This window comes from Aquamicrobium aerolatum DSM 21857, assembly GCF_900113935.1.
GTDB classification, from domain to species: Bacteria; Pseudomonadota; Alphaproteobacteria; order Rhizobiales; family Rhizobiaceae; genus Aerobium; species Aerobium aerolatum.
Genome location: NZ_FORF01000010.1, coordinates 110,635 through 127,507, shown reverse-complemented (window position 1 = coordinate 127,507; position 16,873 = coordinate 110,635). Strand labels below are relative to the sequence as shown.

General features: G+C 59.0%; 12 protein-coding genes. 5 read left to right on the top strand and 7 right to left on the bottom strand.

The genetic code is table 11. The annotated features are described in order from the left end of the window. Both msrP and parC read right to left on the bottom strand, forming a co-directional pair. On the bottom strand, positions 1-942 hold the full coding sequence (msrP, locus tag BMZ42_RS10085) for a protein-methionine-sulfoxide reductase catalytic subunit MsrP (RefSeq protein WP_091521762.1): 942 nt from the start codon (positions 940-942) through the stop codon (positions 1-3). A gap of 135 nt (positions 943-1,077) precedes the next feature. Then, positions 1,078-3,360, bottom strand: coding sequence for a DNA topoisomerase IV subunit A (gene parC / locus BMZ42_RS10080; RefSeq protein WP_091521761.1), 2,283 nt, complete (start codon positions 3,358-3,360; stop codon positions 1,078-1,080). Positions 3,361-3,551: 191 nt separating this feature from the next. Between parC and BMZ42_RS10075 the strand changes: the two genes are divergently transcribed. Further along, on the top strand, positions 3,552-4,733 hold the full coding sequence (locus BMZ42_RS10075) for a hypothetical protein (protein WP_139207901.1): 1,182 nt from the start codon (positions 3,552-3,554) through the stop codon (positions 4,731-4,733). A gap of 112 nt (positions 4,734-4,845) precedes the next feature. On the opposite strand, the gene aspS is transcribed toward BMZ42_RS10075, so the two are convergent. After that, a complete protein-coding gene (gene aspS, locus BMZ42_RS10070; protein ID WP_091521865.1) occupies positions 4,846-6,636 on the bottom strand; it encodes an aspartate--tRNA ligase in 1,791 nt (596 codons plus the stop codon). A 244-nt stretch (positions 6,637-6,880) separates the two neighbouring features. Between aspS and BMZ42_RS10065 the strand changes: the two genes are divergently transcribed. Both BMZ42_RS10065 and rnd read left to right on the top strand, forming a co-directional pair. Further along, positions 6,881-8,161: an MFS transporter gene (locus BMZ42_RS10065; RefSeq protein ID WP_091521755.1), complete on the top strand. Its 1,281-nt coding sequence runs from the start codon at positions 6,881-6,883 to the stop codon at positions 8,159-8,161. A 51-nt stretch (positions 8,162-8,212) separates the two neighbouring features. Further along, positions 8,213-9,379 (top strand): ribonuclease D, encoded by a 1,167-nt coding sequence (rnd, locus tag BMZ42_RS10060; protein WP_091521753.1) that lies wholly within the window; start codon positions 8,213-8,215, stop codon positions 9,377-9,379. Positions 9,380-9,445: 66 nt separating this feature from the next. Here the strand turns inward: rnd and ppx are convergent, their stop codons facing one another. Beyond that, positions 9,446-10,957, bottom strand: a complete 1,512-nt coding sequence (ppx, locus tag BMZ42_RS10055; RefSeq protein WP_091521751.1) for an exopolyphosphatase — start codon at positions 10,955-10,957, stop codon at positions 9,446-9,448. Then, entirely contained in the window at positions 10,954-13,167 is a 2,214-nt protein-coding gene (locus BMZ42_RS10050; RefSeq protein ID WP_091521864.1) for an RNA degradosome polyphosphate kinase, read from the bottom strand. Before BMZ42_RS10050 ends, ppx begins: the two co-directional genes overlap by 4 nt. A gap of 164 nt (positions 13,168-13,331) precedes the next feature. Between BMZ42_RS10050 and BMZ42_RS10045 the strand changes: the two genes are divergently transcribed. Together BMZ42_RS10045 and BMZ42_RS10040 are read left to right on the top strand one after the other, a co-directional pair. Further along, complete coding sequence (locus BMZ42_RS10045) at positions 13,332-13,577, top strand: zinc-finger domain-containing protein (RefSeq protein ID WP_091521749.1); 246 nt, start codon at positions 13,332-13,334, stop codon at positions 13,575-13,577. A gap of 15 nt (positions 13,578-13,592) precedes the next feature. Further along, positions 13,593-14,792, top strand: coding sequence for an FAD-dependent monooxygenase (locus tag BMZ42_RS10040; RefSeq protein WP_091521746.1), 1,200 nt, complete (start codon positions 13,593-13,595; stop codon positions 14,790-14,792). 53 nt (positions 14,793-14,845) lie between these two features. Here the strand turns inward: BMZ42_RS10040 and BMZ42_RS10035 are convergent, their stop codons facing one another. Beyond that, the gene (locus tag BMZ42_RS10035) at positions 14,846-15,649 is read right to left on the bottom strand and encodes an amino acid ABC transporter ATP-binding protein (RefSeq protein ID WP_091521743.1); all 804 of its coding nucleotides are present in this window, start codon (positions 15,647-15,649) and stop codon (positions 14,846-14,848) included. A 65-nt stretch (positions 15,650-15,714) separates the two neighbouring features. After that, positions 15,715-16,872: an amino acid ABC transporter permease gene (locus BMZ42_RS10030; protein WP_091521740.1), complete on the bottom strand. Its 1,158-nt coding sequence runs from the start codon at positions 16,870-16,872 to the stop codon at positions 15,715-15,717. Position 16,873 lies beyond the last annotated feature (1 nt).

Genomic DNA, 16,873 nt, shown 5'->3' with positions numbered 1-16,873 from the left:
CTAGTAGTTCGCTGCAAGATCCATTCCGTCGTAGATGCTGGCAACCTGTTCGGCATAGCCGTTGAAGGGAAGCGTCTCGCGACGGCCAGGGCTCAAAAAGCCCCCTTCCCCGATCCGTATTTCCGTTGCCTGGCTCCAGCGCGGATGGTCTACCGCCGGGTTTACATTGGCGTAGAACCCATACTCGGACGGCTGCAGCCGCTCCCAGCTTGAGACTGGCTGCTCTTCAACCAGCGTCATCTTGACAATCGACTTGATGCCCTTGAAGCCGTACTTCCACGGCACCACCAGACGCACTGGCGCGCCATTCTGATTGGGCAGTGTCTGGCCGTAGAGACCAACTGCGAGGATTGCCAGCGGGTGACGGGCCTCGTCCAGCCGCAGGCCCTCAACATATGGCCATGGGAGCGGTTGAAACAGCCCACGCTGGCCGCCCATTTCCTCGGGCCGCACGACGGTTTCAAATGCGACATACTTCGCGCTGCCCAGCGGCTCAACCTGATCGAGAAGCGCTGACAATGGGAAACCGATCCACGGAATGACCATCGACCACGCCTCAACGCAGCGCATGCGATAGAGGCGATCCTCGAGGTCAAACCCGCGCAGCTCATCAAGGTCGAACGTCTTCGGCTTGGCGACGAGGCCACCGACTTCGAGGGTCCATGGCTCGGGGCGGAAGTCACCACTGTTGCTGGCGGGGTCCGACTTGCCGCTGCCGAATTCGTAGAAATTGTTGTAGTTCGTCACATCCATGAAGGACGTCGGCGTTTCGTCGGTGGAAAATGGACCCGGCTTGCTCTTGAGCGTCTCGGCCGAAGCTTCCACGCCATGAAGCAGCGGGATCGACGCCAGCGCTCCGGCAATCAACGAGCGTCGATTGAGATACGCGCCTTCGGACGTAATTTCAGAGCCGAGCGGGCTCGGATATCGATAGACAGCCATGTCATCGCCTTTCTGCGTCGGTCATCCAATACGCTGTCGACACTATACGTAGCGCCTACATCTCCGGATTTACAACTGCACAGAAAATTCCGTCACGCACGTTTTGTTGTTTCGTGCGTGACAGTCGACAGCCGCCTAGCCGAATTTTCCGGTCCGCGGGAAGCCCTTCGGCACCATCCGGCCAGCGCTTGCCCGTGCGCCGATCCATTCAACCAGCTCGTCTTTTGTGCGGTTGAACGTGCGGTCGGCAGAGTCGAGCCAGGACAGTCCCGTTTCCAGGCTGAATGTCTTGACGTCAGACACTCCCCCGTCCTTGTACTTCTGCAGCCTGACGCCCTTGCCACGCGTCATCTCGGGCATCTCGGCCAGCGGGAACACCAGCATCTTTCGGTTCTCGCCAACGATCGCGACGTGATCACCCGTCACCGGCAGGCACAACTTGGCCTCGTCCGGCAGTTTGACGTTCATCACCTGCCTGCCCTTCCGGGTATTCGCGACGACATCCGTTTCCTTCACAAGGAAGCCGTTGCCCGCATAGGACGCCAGCAGAAGCGTGCGCGCCGGATCGTGGACAAACGCCGTCACGATCGACTGATCGTTTTCCATGTCGACCATGATACGGATCGGCTCACCATGGCCGCGCCCGCCCGGAAGCCTGTCGGCTCCAATCGTGAAGAACTTTCCGCCCGTGGTCAGGAACAGGATCTTGTCGGTGGTCTGTGCGTGGAACGCCAGCTTAAGGCTGTCGCCCTCCTTGAAGGCGAGCGTCGAGAAGTCGGCCATATGGCCCTTCATCGCCCTGAGCCAGCCCTTTTCTGAGACCACCACCGTCACCGGCTCGCGCTCGATCATCGCCTGATGAATATCTTCGACGTCATGATCCGGCGCGTCAGCGAACTGGGTACGGCGGCGACCGAGATCGGTCGTCGAGCCGAAGCGGTCGCGGACTTTCTCGACCTCCCAACGCACCATCTTCCACTGCTTCTCGTCTGAACCGAGAAGAGCTTCGATCTGCGCCTTTTCTTCGGATAGCGCGTCATGCTCCTTGCGGATCTCGAATTCCTCGAGCTTGCGCAACGAACGCAGCCGCATGTTGAGGATCGATTCCGCCTGAAGGTCGGTCAGCTCCCATTTGGCCATCATCACCGGCTTGGGCTCATCTTCCTCGCGGATGATGCGGATGACCTCATCGAGATTGAGATAGGCGATCAGATAGCCGCCAAGAATCTCAAGGCGACGAACGATCTCGTCCAGCCGGAAGCGCGAACGACGTATCAAAACGTCCTTGCGGTGGTCGAGCCACTCTCGAAGCACCTGCTTCAGCGACAGGACACCTGGCACCTTGCCGTGCGATAGAACGTTCATGTTCAGCGGGAACCGGCTTTCCAGCTCGGTCAGCTTGAACAGCGACTCCATCAGGATCGCCGGGTCCACCGTGCGGCTCTTGGGAACCAGCACAAGCCGGACGTCTTCCGCGCTTTCGTCGCGTACATCTTCCAGCAGCGGCAAACGGCGAGCCAGAAGCAACTCAGCGATCTTCTCGATCAGCCGCGACTTCTGTACCCCATAGGGAATCTCGGTGACGACGATCTGCCAGGTCCCGCGGCCCTGATCCTCGGAATGCCACTTGGAACGAACCCGGAAAGAACCCCGCCCTGTCTTGTAGGATTCCAGAATGGAATCGAACGAATCGACAATGACACCGCCGGTCGGAAAGTCCGGTCCGCGCACCATGTTTTCGTCCGGATCGTCATTGGGCGTCGAGGACATCAGATCCTCGACCTCGGCTTCGGGATGGTCGATCAGGTGCAGCGCGGCCTTGCACAATTCGGCGGCGTTGTGAGGCGGGATGGAGGTCGCCATGCCCACCGCGATTCCCGACGATCCGTTCGCCAGAAGATTGGGGAACGCCCCCGGCAGGACGATCGGCTCTTCGTCTTCCTCATTGTATGTCAGACGAAAATCGACGGCGTTCTCGGTAATGCCTTCAAGCAGCGAGGTCGCAACATCGGTCATCCGCGCTTCGGTATAGCGCATCGCAGCTGCGTTATCGCCGTCGATATTGCCGAAGTTACCCTGCCCGTCGACCAGCGGATAACGCACCGAGAATGATTGTGCGAGCCGCACCAGCGCATCGTAGATCGACTGGTCGCCGTGCGGGTGGAATTTACCCATCACCTCGCCGACGATACGGGCACACTTGGCAAACCCCTGATCCGGGTTCAACCTCAGCAACCGCATCGCGTGCATGATCCGGCGATGAACCGGCTTCAGCCCATCGCGAACGTCCGGCAACGCCCGGTGCATGATTGTCGAGAGAGCGTAGGCGAGGTAGCGGTCCTCAAGAGCCTTACGCAGATCGACTGTTTCAATATGATCGCCCCCGCTGGAGCCCGGCGGATTCTGGTTCTTTCCCATGGATTCGGGTTAATGGACGGGGTGATTCGGAGCAAGGGCTCCTTTAGCCGCGCCGTGGTAGTGCAATGTCCTGCGTCATGTTATCCAAAGCTCAACACGATACTTTAGGTTGCGTTTTCACGCAAAACATCGAATCTACCCGCGCCCCGACAACAAATCTCACATTCCGATCACGAGAGGAAATCTCCCCCATGAATTTGAGCTACAGGCATATGCGGGCGCTCCCCCTATCATTTCTTCTCGTAACCACCAGCCTGTCCGGTGCTTTCGCAGACACGGCAGGAATGGCAGCCGAGCGCCTGAAAGAAATCGTGCAGATGCAAGGCGCGATTCTGGAATGGGACCGCATCGACATTCGCGGCGACGATGCCGTGCTGGTCAATGTTCGAGCCGGCACAGCCGACGACAAGCTGTTGATCGGCGACGTCGCACTGAATGGTGTCAGCAACACTGCCGAAGGCTATCTGATCAAAGAGATCGTCTTCGATCCGATGGAAGTCGGCGACGAGACCTCGACGGTGTCGATCGACGATGCGGTCATGGCTGGCGTGCTTCTCCCGGAAGACTCGCAGATCGACCAGTTTGGCGGTTCGATTTTCTACGAAAAAGCCTCCATCGGCAGCATGTCGGTGACGGTGAGCGATGACGAGGTTGTTTCCCTCAGCGATTTCGTCACGCGCATGACAGCGCCCGCAAATGGCGAGCCAATGACCTATTCGGGCAGCGCTGACAAATTCTATCTCAACCTCACTGTCGTGGATGACGAAGACCAGCAAGCAGTCCTGGCAGCGCTGGATCTTGAAGAAGTCACCGGCTCGCTTTCTTTCGACGGTTACTGGCAGCCGACAGATGGACGCTTCGTCCTGTCGCACTACGATACCGTCGTCGACAATGCCGGTACATTTGGCCTTACCTTCGACATGGGCGGGTACACCCCGGCATTCCTGGCATCGCTGCGCGAACTGCAGGCACAGATCGCTGCTAATCCGGATGGCGACACGTCAAGCCAGGGACTAGCTATCCTCGGCCTGATGCAGCAGCTGATTTTCCACAGCACGTCAGTGAAATTCACAGACGCTTCCCTGACCAACAAGCTGCTCAACTATCTGGCCGAAACGCAGGGCATGAAGCCCACCGACATCGCCAATCAGGCGAAGGCTGTATTGCCATTCCTGCTGGGTCAGCTTGGCAATGCTGAACTGACCGCGGAAGCGATGCAGGCTGTCGGCAAATTCCTCGACGATCCGAAGAACCTGACAGTCCGGGCAGCTCCATCCGCACCAGTCCCATTTGCGCTTCTCGCGGCGGATGTGATGTCAGATCCCAAAAAGCTGACCAAGACGCTGGGCGTAACCGTGACGGCCAACGATTGATCAGCTTCTCAATCAACCAAAAGCCCGGCTTGACCGGGCTTTTTTTTGTCTGCCAAAAGAAAACGGCGCGATCGATGTCGCGCCGTTCTCCAAATACCAGAAAGTGAAAGACCTAGGCGTCCTTCTGCGGCGCCACGGTCCGCAGGTGCAATTCGCGCAACTGCGACGGCTGTGCCTCCGATGGCGCGTTCATCAGCAGATCCTGCGCCTGCTGGTTCATCGGGAACAGCGAGATTTCGCGCAGGTTCTTCGCGCCGACGAGCAGCATCACCACGCGGTCGATACCGAATGCACAACCGCCGTGCGGCGGCGCGCCATACTGGAACGCGCGATAAAGACCACCAAAGCGCTCTTCCACATCCGCCTGGCTCAAACCAACCTTCTCGAACGCCTTGACCATCAGTTCCGGCGACTGGTTACGGATCGAGCCCGACGCGATCTCGAAGCCGTTGCAGACGGCATCATACTGATACGCCTTGAGCGACAGCGGATCGGAGCCTTCCAGTGCCTCAAGGCCACCCTGCGGCATCGAGAACGGATTATGCGCGAAATCGATCTTCTTTTCGTCTTCGTTCCACTCGTAGAACGGGAAGTCGACAATCCAGCAAAGCTCGAACCGGTCGCGGTCGACCAGATTGAGTTCCTCACCTGCGCGGGTACGTGCCGCACCCGCAAAGCTGACGAACTTCTTCGGGTCACCTGCCACGAAGAAGCAGGCATCGCCATCGTCGAGACCGAGTTGCTGGCGGATGGCTTCTGTGCGCTCCTCGCCAATATTCTTGGCAAGCGGTCCAGCGCCTTCGAGCTTGTCACCTTCCTTGCGCCAGAAGATATAGCCAAGGCCCGGCTGGCCCTCGCCCTGCGCCCACGAATTCATGCGGTCGCAGAACGCGCGGCTGCCGCCGGTCTTGGCCGGGATTGCCCAGACTTCAGCCTTGTCGCTGCCGGCCAGGATGTTTGCAAACACCTTGAAGCCCGACCCGCGGAAATGGTCAGACACTTCTTCCATGATGATCGGGTTGCGCAGGTCCGGCTTGTCGGAACCATATTTGCGCATCGCGACGTCGTAAGGAATTCGTGGCCACTCCTTGGTCACCGGCTTGCCGTCGGCGAACTCCTCGAACACCGCCGTCATCATCGGCTCCATCGTCGCCCAGATGTCTTCCTGGGTAACGAAGCTCATCTCGACGTCGAGCTGATAGAACTCGCCCGGCAGGCGGTCAGCACGCGGGTCTTCATCGCGGAAGCAAGGCGCAATCTGGAAATACCGGTCGAAGCCGGCAACCATCAGCAGCTGCTTGTACTGCTGCGGCGCCTGCGGCAGCGCAAAGAACTTGCCCGGATGGATACGGCTCGGCACGAGGAAGTCACGTGCGCCTTCCGGCGACGAGGCGGTCAGGATCGGCGTCGTGTATTCAGCAAAGCCGCGAGCACTCATGCCGTTGCGCATCGCCGAAATGATGTTCATACGCTGGACAATGTTCTTGTGCAGCGTTTCGCGACGAAGGTCGAGGAAGCGGTATTTCAGACGGATGTCTTCCGGATAGTCCGGCTCGCCGAACACCGGCAGCGGCAGTTCCTTGGCTGCGGACAGCACTTCCATGTCCTGCGCGAACACTTCGATTTCGCCCGTCGGCAGGTTCGTGTTGATCGTCTCGTCGGTGCGCGCCTTCACCTCGCCATCAACGCGAATGACCCATTCGCCGCGAACGGTTTCAGCCACCTTGAAACAAGGCGAGTCCGGATCGGCGACAATCTGCGTCAGGCCATAATGGTCGCGGATATCGATGAACAGAAGTCCACCATGGTCACGGACACGATGAACCCAGCCGGAAAGACGAACGGCCTGGCCGACATCGGCCTTTCTCAACTGAGCGCAAGTATGGCTGCGATAACGATGCATGGTCATGAGCAAGTCCGGATAGAGAGGTCGAGCCGGAAACGGAATCCCAGCGCCAAATTGGGGCGGAAAAGCGCATGCGCGCGCACTTTTGTCAAGTTGCAGCAGCCTCGTCGGCAACTTCACGAGACTTTTGAACAGGGTGCAATCGACACTGGACCAGCACAGTCCCGCAATTGTCCGTGGCATAGTGCGCAGCATCGACCTATAGAGAAGGTCGACTTGGTTCTCTTACCTGCTGGCGTCAATGAACAGTATACGACCGCTCATTCCCATTCTTACCGCAGCAGGCATCCTGCTGGCAGGGAACGGGCTTCAGGGAACCTTGATCGCGGTGCGCGGCGCCCAGGAGGGCTTTTCGGCCAGCAGCATCGGCTTCATGGGCACCGCATACTTCGCGGGCTTTCTAATCGGATGCCTGATCATTATCCGCATGCTGCGGGCCGTCGGCCACATCCGCGCCTTTTCCGCCCTCGCCGCCATCGCTGCATCCGCGACGCTACTGATGGCCACTGTCGTGGACGAAGGCATCTGGACCGTGGCGCGCTTTTTCAGCGGCATCTGTTTTGCCGGGCTGTTCACGGTGATGGAAAGCTGGCTCAATTCAGGTGTCCCAAATTCGGCGCGCGCACGGGTTCTTGGGCTTTATCGCATCGTCGATCTGGGCGCGGTCACGGGCGCACAGTTCCTGATTCCGATCATCGGACCGGAAGGCTTTCCGATCTTCGCCGTAATGGCGATGATGATTTCGTTGTCACTGGTGCCGGTGTCGCTTGCTGACCGTTCGAATCCGGTCCCGCCGGACGATGTGAAGCTTGATTTGCGCCGGGCCTGGCAAATTTCTCCCATTGCCGCGATTGGCTGCGTGGCGATTGGCATGACCAACAGCGCTTTCCGTACAATGTCACCGGTCTATGCGCAGGCAATCGGCATGTCGGTGGCCGACGTGGCGACATTCGTCAGCCTGTCGATCATCGGTGGCGCGATGATCCAGTATCCGCTCGGCTATGCCTCCGACCGGAGCGACCGGCGCACTGTCCTGTTGGCGACCACCGCGCTCGCACTTGCCGTTGCTATCATTCTGATGCTGGCAGGAAGCAGCGACCGTCTGCTCAATTTCGCGCTGATCTTCGTCTTCGGTGCGTTCGCGATGCCGCTTTTTTCTCTCTCGGCGGCCCATGCGAATGATCGCGCCAAGCCGAACGAGTTCGTCATGATCAACGCTGCGCTCATGTTGTTCTACTCGTTCGGTGCCATCGGCGGACCGTTCGCCGCCGCAGCGATGATGGAGTGGTACGGCCCACACGCACTGTTTTCATTCACGTCCGTGATCTACGCGGTTTTCATCGTCCTAATCCTCTATCGGATGAGAAAGCGCCCGGCCGCTCCCAGCGACGAGCGTGGCCGTTTCACAGCCCTGCTCCGCACGTCCACAATCTTCGCCCGACTTGTCCCCAAACCGACGTCCAGACACGAGAATGAGACCGGAAATACGGAAACGGGGCACGAAAAGAGCCGAAACTCTTGACGTCGGCAGCTGTGGCTGAAATGGAGACTTATTGCCGAAAAAAGAAGCTAGATGCAGCTAATCACCACTCAGGACGAGCTTGAAGCCGTCATCGAAACACTCGGACGATCCGATTTCGTCACCATCGACACCGAGTTCATCCGTGAAACAACTTTTTGGCCGGTGCTCTGCCTGATCCAGCTTGCCAGTCCTGACGCGACTGCGCTGATCGATCCACTCGCGCCGGGGCTGGACCTTGCACCCTTCTTCAAGCTGATGAAGGACGAAACCACGGTCAAGGTTTTCCACGCCGCGCGGCAGGACATCGAGATCGTCTTCCATCTCGGCGGCTTCATCCCGCACCCGGTTTTCGACACGCAGGTGGCCGCCATGGTGTGCGGTTTCGGCGACAGCGTCTCCTACGACCAGCTCGTCCAGAAGATCACCGGAACGCGTCTCGACAAATCGTCGCGCTTCACCGACTGGCGCCATCGCCCTCTCTCGGACAAGCAGCTCGAATATGCGCTTGCCGACGTGACCTACCTCATCGACGTCTACAAGCATCTCAATGAGCAGTTGAAGCGCGAAAACCGTGCGCATTGGCTCAACGAAGAAATGGGCCTGCTGACTGCCGTCGAAACCTATGACCCGCACCCGGACGATGCGTGGCGACGCCTCAAGATGCGCGTGAAGAAGCCGCAGGAGTTGGCGATCCTGCAGGCAATCGCCGCATGGCGTGAGCGTGAAGCACGCGAGCGTGACGTGCCGCGCGGGCGGGTGATCAAGGACGACGCGCTCTTCGAGATTGCACAGCAGGCTCCGGCTACCGCTGAGGCTCTGGCGCGCCTGAGGACAGTTCCCAAAGGGTGGGAGCGTTCGTCCACCGCGACATCATTGCTGGCAGTCGTGAACAACGCGCTCCAGATTCCAAAGGAAGACCTGCCGAAATTGCCCAAGCATGTTCAGCAGCCAGAAGGCACGAGCGCGGCGGCAGAACTGCTGAAAGTCTTCCTGAAGCTTGTTGCCGAAGAGTATGGCGTTGCGCCTAAGGTGCTGGCCTCGTCCGCCGACATCGAAAAGATCGCAGCCAAAGGCGAAGATGCCGTGATTCCTGCCATGCAGGGCTGGCGCAGAGAGGTCTTCGGCGATCGCGCGCTCGCATTGGTGCGTGGCGAGATCGCGCTCAAGTTCGACAAGCGCAAGATCAAGGCTTTCGCGCCAAACGACCCGACCAGCTGAATATCAGGCACCCTGCCTGAACGCGGATGGGATGATTGAAGCGGCAGATCGAAAAGACGCCGCCGCTTAATCCCCGACAACGATCGTGATGGGGCAGCCCAGCACCTTTGCGAGCTGCGCCATCCGTCCGTTTGGCCGCTCGCCCATCAGGCCGGCGTGACTGGCGGGCACGACCATCTGGAAGCCATCGCCGACTCGTCTCCATTTGAGCATCGGCATCATGCCCGGCATCGACGCCGAGAACAGATAGACAACCCGCAGCAAGGCGCCCAGGATGCGCGCACGCTCCAGATGATGCGGACCAGCCAGCGCACGCATCGTCGGCGAAACCACGTCCTCATCGATCCCTTCGTGTCGGAAGAGACTGGTCAGCCCGATAAAGGCACGGCCGGGATGATCGACGCCGATGAATGACGCATGCGCAATGATGTTCAATGACTGCGAGCCGCGATATTCGGGATGGGCACGCCAGCCGATATCAGTCAGCAGGCACGCTGCCTCCCTGTAGCGCCGATCTTCCTCGCTCTCAGTCAGACCAAACATGCGGAAGGCTTCGCCTGTCCATGCAGCAAGCTCGTGTGCGTGGGTGACGGACCTCGAGCGGAGCAGTGCCAATTCCTCCGCTGCCGAAATCAGCGGGTCGGCAGCTTTTTGCTCGTCGCTCAATTGCGAGTAGAGAAACCCCTCACGGACACCGAGAGCGGACACCACGATCCGTGATGGCTTCATCGCCTGGGTGATCGCAAGCAGGACCGCCGCTCCATATGGAAGCAACCCACGGCGGGATTTGGAAACCCGGTTGATCCCCTTCATCTTCGAGATGTCGCCGCTGGCCACCTCGACGAGGAACTCCTCTGCGCCCGGTCCACCCAGCTCATAATTGTGCATCACGTTGAGCGGGTAGCCTGTCGAGCTCATGTGAAGCCGCGCCAGGTTTCGCCACGTCCCACCGACACAGTAAAAATTCCGCCCCTCGCCTGCCGCCAGAAAACTTGCGCGTTTCAATTCGCGCTGCGCAATCCTGAATGCATCGGCCGGCGATCCTTTGGCCATGTCCTGCAAACGCAGCCCGCCAAGCGGCAGCGTGATCTTGTCGCCAATTTCGTTTCCATTGACGTCAACCAGCTCAAGACTGCCGCCGCCCAGATCGCCCGCAATGCCATCGGCGGCGTGGAAACCTGATATAATGCCGAGCGCCGAATAATAGGCCTCTTCGCGCCCGGAAAGAACGTGGATCGGCACCTCGAAGATCTCTTCCGCGCGGCGGATGAAATCCATGCCGTTTTCGGCTTCGCGCGCCGCCGCCGTTGCAATGACATGCAACTCGGACGCGCCCGCCTGCTCCGACAGGGCACGGAAGCGCTTGAATTCTTCAAGAGCACGCAGAACCGCGTCCGGGTCCAGCCGCCCCGTCGAGACAATTCCGCGTCCCAGTCCGGCAAGCATTTTTTCGTTGAACAGGACTGTCGGAGAACGCGCTACGCCTTCGTAGATGACGACGCGAATCGAGTTTGAGCCGATATCGACAACCGACAATGGCAGACGATCCTGAAGGCGGCCTTGCGAGGTTTGAATCATGCGTCCTTCACTGCCGCATGCGTCTTCTTGCGACGCTTGTGCTGGGTAATCCGCTTTGGCGCATTGGATTTCAAGGCATCGCCCCGACCGGAAAGGCTGGGATTTGTCATGAAATATTCCTGCGCGTTGAACGGCTCCTCACCCTCGTCCAGTACCATACGTCGCGAGGTTCCATCCGCCAATACTTCGAAACTTTGCTGATTGTCCATGATGTTTCCGAGCATGATCTGCCCCAAAACCTGCTCGTGCACAGTCGGGTTGGTGATTGGAACCATTGTTTCGACCCGCCTGTCCAGGTTGCGCGGCATGATGTCGGCGGATGCGATGTAGACGATCGCCTCATCGGAAGGCAGACCGGCGCCATTGCCAAAACAGTAGATCCTGCTGTGCTCGAGAAACCGCCCGACAATCGACTTGACCCGGATATTCTCCGATAGTCCCGGCACTTGCGGGCGCAGACAGCAAATGCCGCGCACGACGAGGTCAATCTCCACCCCTTCGCGACTCGCGTCGTAAAGCGCATCAATCACAGTGGGATCGACCAGCGAGTTCATCTTCATCCATATCTGCGCCGGCTTGCCACGGCGGGCAAACTCCTTTTCAGCCTCGATGTGCTCAAGCAGTCGGGTTCGCAGCGTAAAGGGCGAGATCGCCAGCCTCATGTCCAGTGAAGGCTCGGCATAGCCCGTGATGAAATTGAACACCTGCGCAACGTCGCGCGCAATGTCCGCGTCGGTGGTGAAATAGGACAGGTCGGTGTAGATGCGCGCCGTGATCGGATGATAATTGCCGGTGCCGAGATGGACATAATTTCGTAGCTTGCCATCCTCGCGGCGCACCACCAGCGACATTTTCGCATGGGTTTTCAGCTCGATGAAGCCGAACACCACCTGCACGCCAGCACGTTCAAGGTCACGCGCCCAGCGGATATTGGCTTCTTCGTCGAACCGCGCCTTGAGTTCGACCAGTGCAGTGACCGACTTGCCGCCTTCCGCTGCGTCGATCAGCGCGCGCACGATCGGACTATCGTTGGAGGTGCGGTAAAGCGTCTGTTTGATCGCCACCACTTCCGGATCGACCGCGGCCTGGCGCAAAAACTGCACCACCGCGTCGAAGCTCTCATATGGGTGGTGGACGATGATGTCCTTTTCACCGATTGCCGCGAAACAATCGCCACCACGGTCACGAATCCGTTCTGGAAAGCGCGGATTATACGGAACGAACTTCAGATCATCGCGCGGAAGCGATACGATTTCCGAGATCTGGTTGATCGCCAAGGGGGCATGCATGATCGAAATGCGGCCCTCCGCAACGCCCAGTTCCACTGCCACAAAATCGCGGAGCGCCTCAGGAATCTCGTCATCGAATTCAATGCGGATCACCTGCCCACGCCGCCGGCGCTTCAACGCGCTTTCAAAGAGGCGAACGAGATCCTCGGCCTCTTCCTCGACCTCGATATCGCTGTCGCGAATGATACGGAACGTTCCCGAACCCTTGACCTCATAGCCTGGGAAGAGCTTGCCGATGAACAACTTGACCGCGTCTTCCAGCGGGATGAACCGGACGATGGCGTCGCAATCCGGCAACCTGACAAAGCGGCGCAACGCCACGGGCAAGCGCAGCAGCGCAATCATTTCCTCGCCATCGCGCAGATTGCGAAGCTGCAGCGCTTTGGAGAACCCAAGATTCGGTATGAAGGGAAAAGGATGTGCCGGGTCGATGGAAAGAGGCGTCAGCACCGGGAAGACTGCTTCCATGAAGTAGTCTTCCAGCCATTCCAGTTCTGCTGGTGACAGACCCTGGGCACGAATGATCTCGATCCCCTCCGCGCGCAGCAACTGCATCAGCGAATCGTAGCTGGCCTGCTGGTCCTCCTGCAACCGGGCGACCTCCAGCAGCAACAGGTCCAGCTGCTGCTCTGGAGTACGCCCATCAGGGCTACGCACGGTAATGGCCTCACGCACCTGCCCCGCAAGACCCGCGACCCGCACCATGAAGAACTCATCAAGGTTTGCCGCCGAGATGGAAAGGAAGCGGACGCGCTCGAGCAGCGGGTGGTTCGGATTCTGCGCTTCATCCAGCACCCGTCGGTTAAACTGAAGCCACGAGAACTCGCGATTGACGAACCTGTCGGGATTTCCATCCGGCGCGGCGGCAAGCGCCTGCATTTGACCTGTAAACTCGCTGCTGACCGGCTTAAACTCGTTCATGTTCCACCTGATGCTTCGCGGCGACTGCATCAGCAGCCGCAGACCACGTCAAGAGCGTCCTGACACGGTTTTACGACAGTTTGATATCCGCGACTTGCAAAGCCGCGCCAGATGCGGCAAACGCAGGCCTAAGCATGACACCGCAGCATCCGGGAGCTTCTCACATGGCCGGCTACGCGATACCGCACTTCCAGAACGACGCAGGCCATCCGGCCATTGAAATCGGCGTCAAGGAATTCATGTGCGTGGGTGCAAACCCGCCCTTCGATCATCCGCATGTTTTTCTCGACATGGGAGATGACGCGGAGAAGGTCTGCCCCTACTGCTCGACCCTCTACCGATACGATCCCGCGCTGAAGGCGAACGAGACCCGGCCCGAGGGGGCAGTCTTCCACCCGCAGGCGGCCTGACCGGCGGACGCGCAGATGAACCGTGCGAGGCGCATTGCCATCGCAGGGGCTGGCATTGCCGGTCTGACATCTGCGCTGACGCTTGCGGTCCGAGGCTTTTCAGTCGAGCTCTTCGAGCGCTCGCCGAAGGTCGAGGAAGTTGGCGCCGGACTACAGCTTTCTCCGAACGCAACGCACATCCTTCGTCGCCTTGGCGTCTTGTCTCAGCTCAATGACGTCGCGGTCCGGCCACAGGCAATAGAATTGCTGCGCGCCAATAGTCTGCGCAAGGTAGCAAGCGTTCCACTCGGCGATGCTGCCCAGCAGCGCTGGGGCGCGCCCTACCTGACCGTTCACAGAGCCGATTTGCAGCAGGCGCTGCTTGCCGCGGTCAACGCCAATCCGTCCATTGCACTTCATACTGGCATGCTGGTTTCCAGCTATGCGCCTGGTGGACGCATCAACCTGACGTCGCAAAGCGGCGATGAAGTCCGACGAGACGATTTCGATCTGATCGTGGCTGCCGACGGCGTATGGTCAACCCTTCGAAAGCAGATCGGGGGCGCAGAGGCGGGCCAGTACAGTGGTTATCTGGCTTGGCGCGCCGTGGTCGACAGATCCACGTCTCCTGATATCTGGAAGCCGGCCGCAGATCGCGTCACAACCCTTTTGAGTCCGCATTTCCATCTGGTCGCCTATCCCTTGCGTTGTGGCGAACTGATCAATCTGGTCGTGCTCGCCAAAGGTCCTCCGTCTGCCGAGCGCTGGGCGAATGTCGGAAACCCGGAAGAGCTGACACAGCTGATGCGTGGTGCAGATTCACGGGTTCTCGAACTGATCCGCTCTGCCGGTCCCTGGACGACATGGCCACTGCATCAGGTGCGGCCTGACGGCGAATGGATTTCGCCGGATGGCGTCGTTCTGGTCGGTGACGCCGCTCATGCAATGACGCCATTTGCAGCGCAAGGTGCGGCGATGGCGATTGAAGATGCCGCTGTCCTCGCCGACATGCTGGCCCGCCACCCGCAAGACCGGATGACCGCTTTGCGCGCATTCAAGGCAGCGCGAATCCCGCGTGTCCTCCATGCAGCAAGGCGCGGTGCGTTCAATCGCTTCGCCTGGAATGCGGCAGGTCCAATTGCGCTTGGACGGGATATCGTGCTGTCCTTGCGGCCACCGCAATCTCTGGCCGCCGACATGGACTGGCTTTACGGCTGGAAAGAACCGGCACTCTGAAAGCAAATGGCGAGCCTCAGGCCCGCCATTCGTTGTGCGATGGTCACGCGTTCTCAGTGCAGGATCTGGCTGAGGAATAGACGCGTACGCTCATGCTGCGGATTATCGAAGAATTCGTTCGGCGTGTTCTGCTCGACGATTTGCCCCTGATCCATGAAAATCACGCGGTTGGCAACCTGGCGGGCGAAGCCCATTTCGTGGGTGACGCAAATCATCGTCATCCCCTCCTCAGCCAGTCCCACCATCGTCTCCAGAACTTCCTTGACCATTTCAGGGTCGAGAGCCGATGTCGGTTCGTCAAACAGCATGATCTTGGGCTTCATGCACAGCGAACGAGCAATAGCCACGCGCTGCTGCTGCCCGCCTGAAAGCTGGCCGGGATATTTGTTGGCTTGCTCCGGAATCTTCACCCGCTCCAGATAGTGCATGGCGATCTCTTCCGCCTGACGCTTTGGAATCTTGCGAACCCAGATTGGAGCCAGGGTGCAGTTTTCCAGAATGGTGAGATGCGGGAAAAGATTGAAGTGCTGGAAGACCATGCCGACTTCGCGGCGGACCTCGTCGATCTTCTTCAGATCGCCCGTCAGTTCCTTCCCATCGACAATGATCTTCCCCTTCTGATGCTCTTCCAGCCGGTTGATGCAACGGATCATCGTCGATTTTCCGGAGCCGGATGGCCCGCACACCACGATGCGCTCTCCGCTCATCACGCGCAGATTGATGTCCTTCAGCACGTGGAAGTCGCCATACCACTTGTGCATGTTCTGGATTTCAATCGCCACGTCGGTGGACGAAACTTGCATCCTCGACCGGTCTACTGCGATCTGTTCGGCGGAAACGGCGTTTTCAACAGCCATGACAAACCCCTTTGGCACTTTGGCCTTTTTCTTTGATTTTTATCCGGGCGCACACCGGCGAGGCCTTAACTTCGCTGTCCGGTATCAAGCCTTCGCTCCATGTAGATCGAGTATCGCGACATTCCGAAACAGAAGATCCAGAACACAAAACCAGCGAACAACAATCCAGACATTGGCGTCTGCGCGCTCGCCCAGTTTGCGTCGGTGAAATTCTGTCGCACGATGCCGAGAAGATCGAACATACCGATGATGTAAACAAGGCTGGTGTCCTTGAACAACCCGATAAAGGTATTCACGATACCAGGGATGACCAGCTTCAGCGCCTGCGGCAGAATGATCAGGTTCATTTTCTGCCAATAGCTCAGACCCAGTGAATCCGCGCCCTCGTACTGGCCCTTTGGCATGGCCTGCAATCCGCCGCGCACCACCTCCGCCATATATGCGGACGCGAACAGGACAACGCCGACCAGCGCCCGCAGGAAACGGTCAAATGTCATGCCTGCGGGCATGAACAGCGGAAGCATCACACTCGCAAGGAACAGCACTGTCACAAGCGGAACGCCGCGAACCACCTCAATGAAGATCACGCAGATCAGCTTGATCGCCGGCATCTGCGAGCGTCGGCCAAGCGCAAGCACGATTCCGAACGGAAGGGAAATTGCAATGCCGACGATGGAAAGAACCATCGTGACCAGCAATCCGCCCCACTCGGTTGTCGGCACATAACGCAGGCCAAAATAGCCGCCCACAAGCAGGAAGAATGCAACGAACGGAAAAACGAGGAAAAGAAGGATCGCATTCAGACCCTTGCGGGGAAAGCGCGGAATCAGCAGCGGAACCAGAAGCAGCACGAACAGAATAGCGGTCAGGTCGACCCGCCACCGCTCGGACAACGTGTAGCGCCCGTACATGAACTGCGCGAACTTCGCATTGACGAATGCCCAGCACGCACCGCTCCAGCCGTCGGGTTGAACGCCACCCTGGCTAGCTGTTGCGCACACGGTCCGGTCTGCGCCCGTCCATTGCGCATCAACGAACGCCCAGCGCAGAAATCCGGGAAGGAACCATGCAATCAGGAACAGCCCAAGAAGCGTCAGAATGGTGTCGGTGACTGACGCGAACATGTTCTTGCGCAGCCAGGCTGTCAGCCCTCGCTCTCGTGATGGTGCTGCCTGAGCAAGCACCATTTCAGCGCGGACAAAGGAGAGGTCATGTTCTTGCATA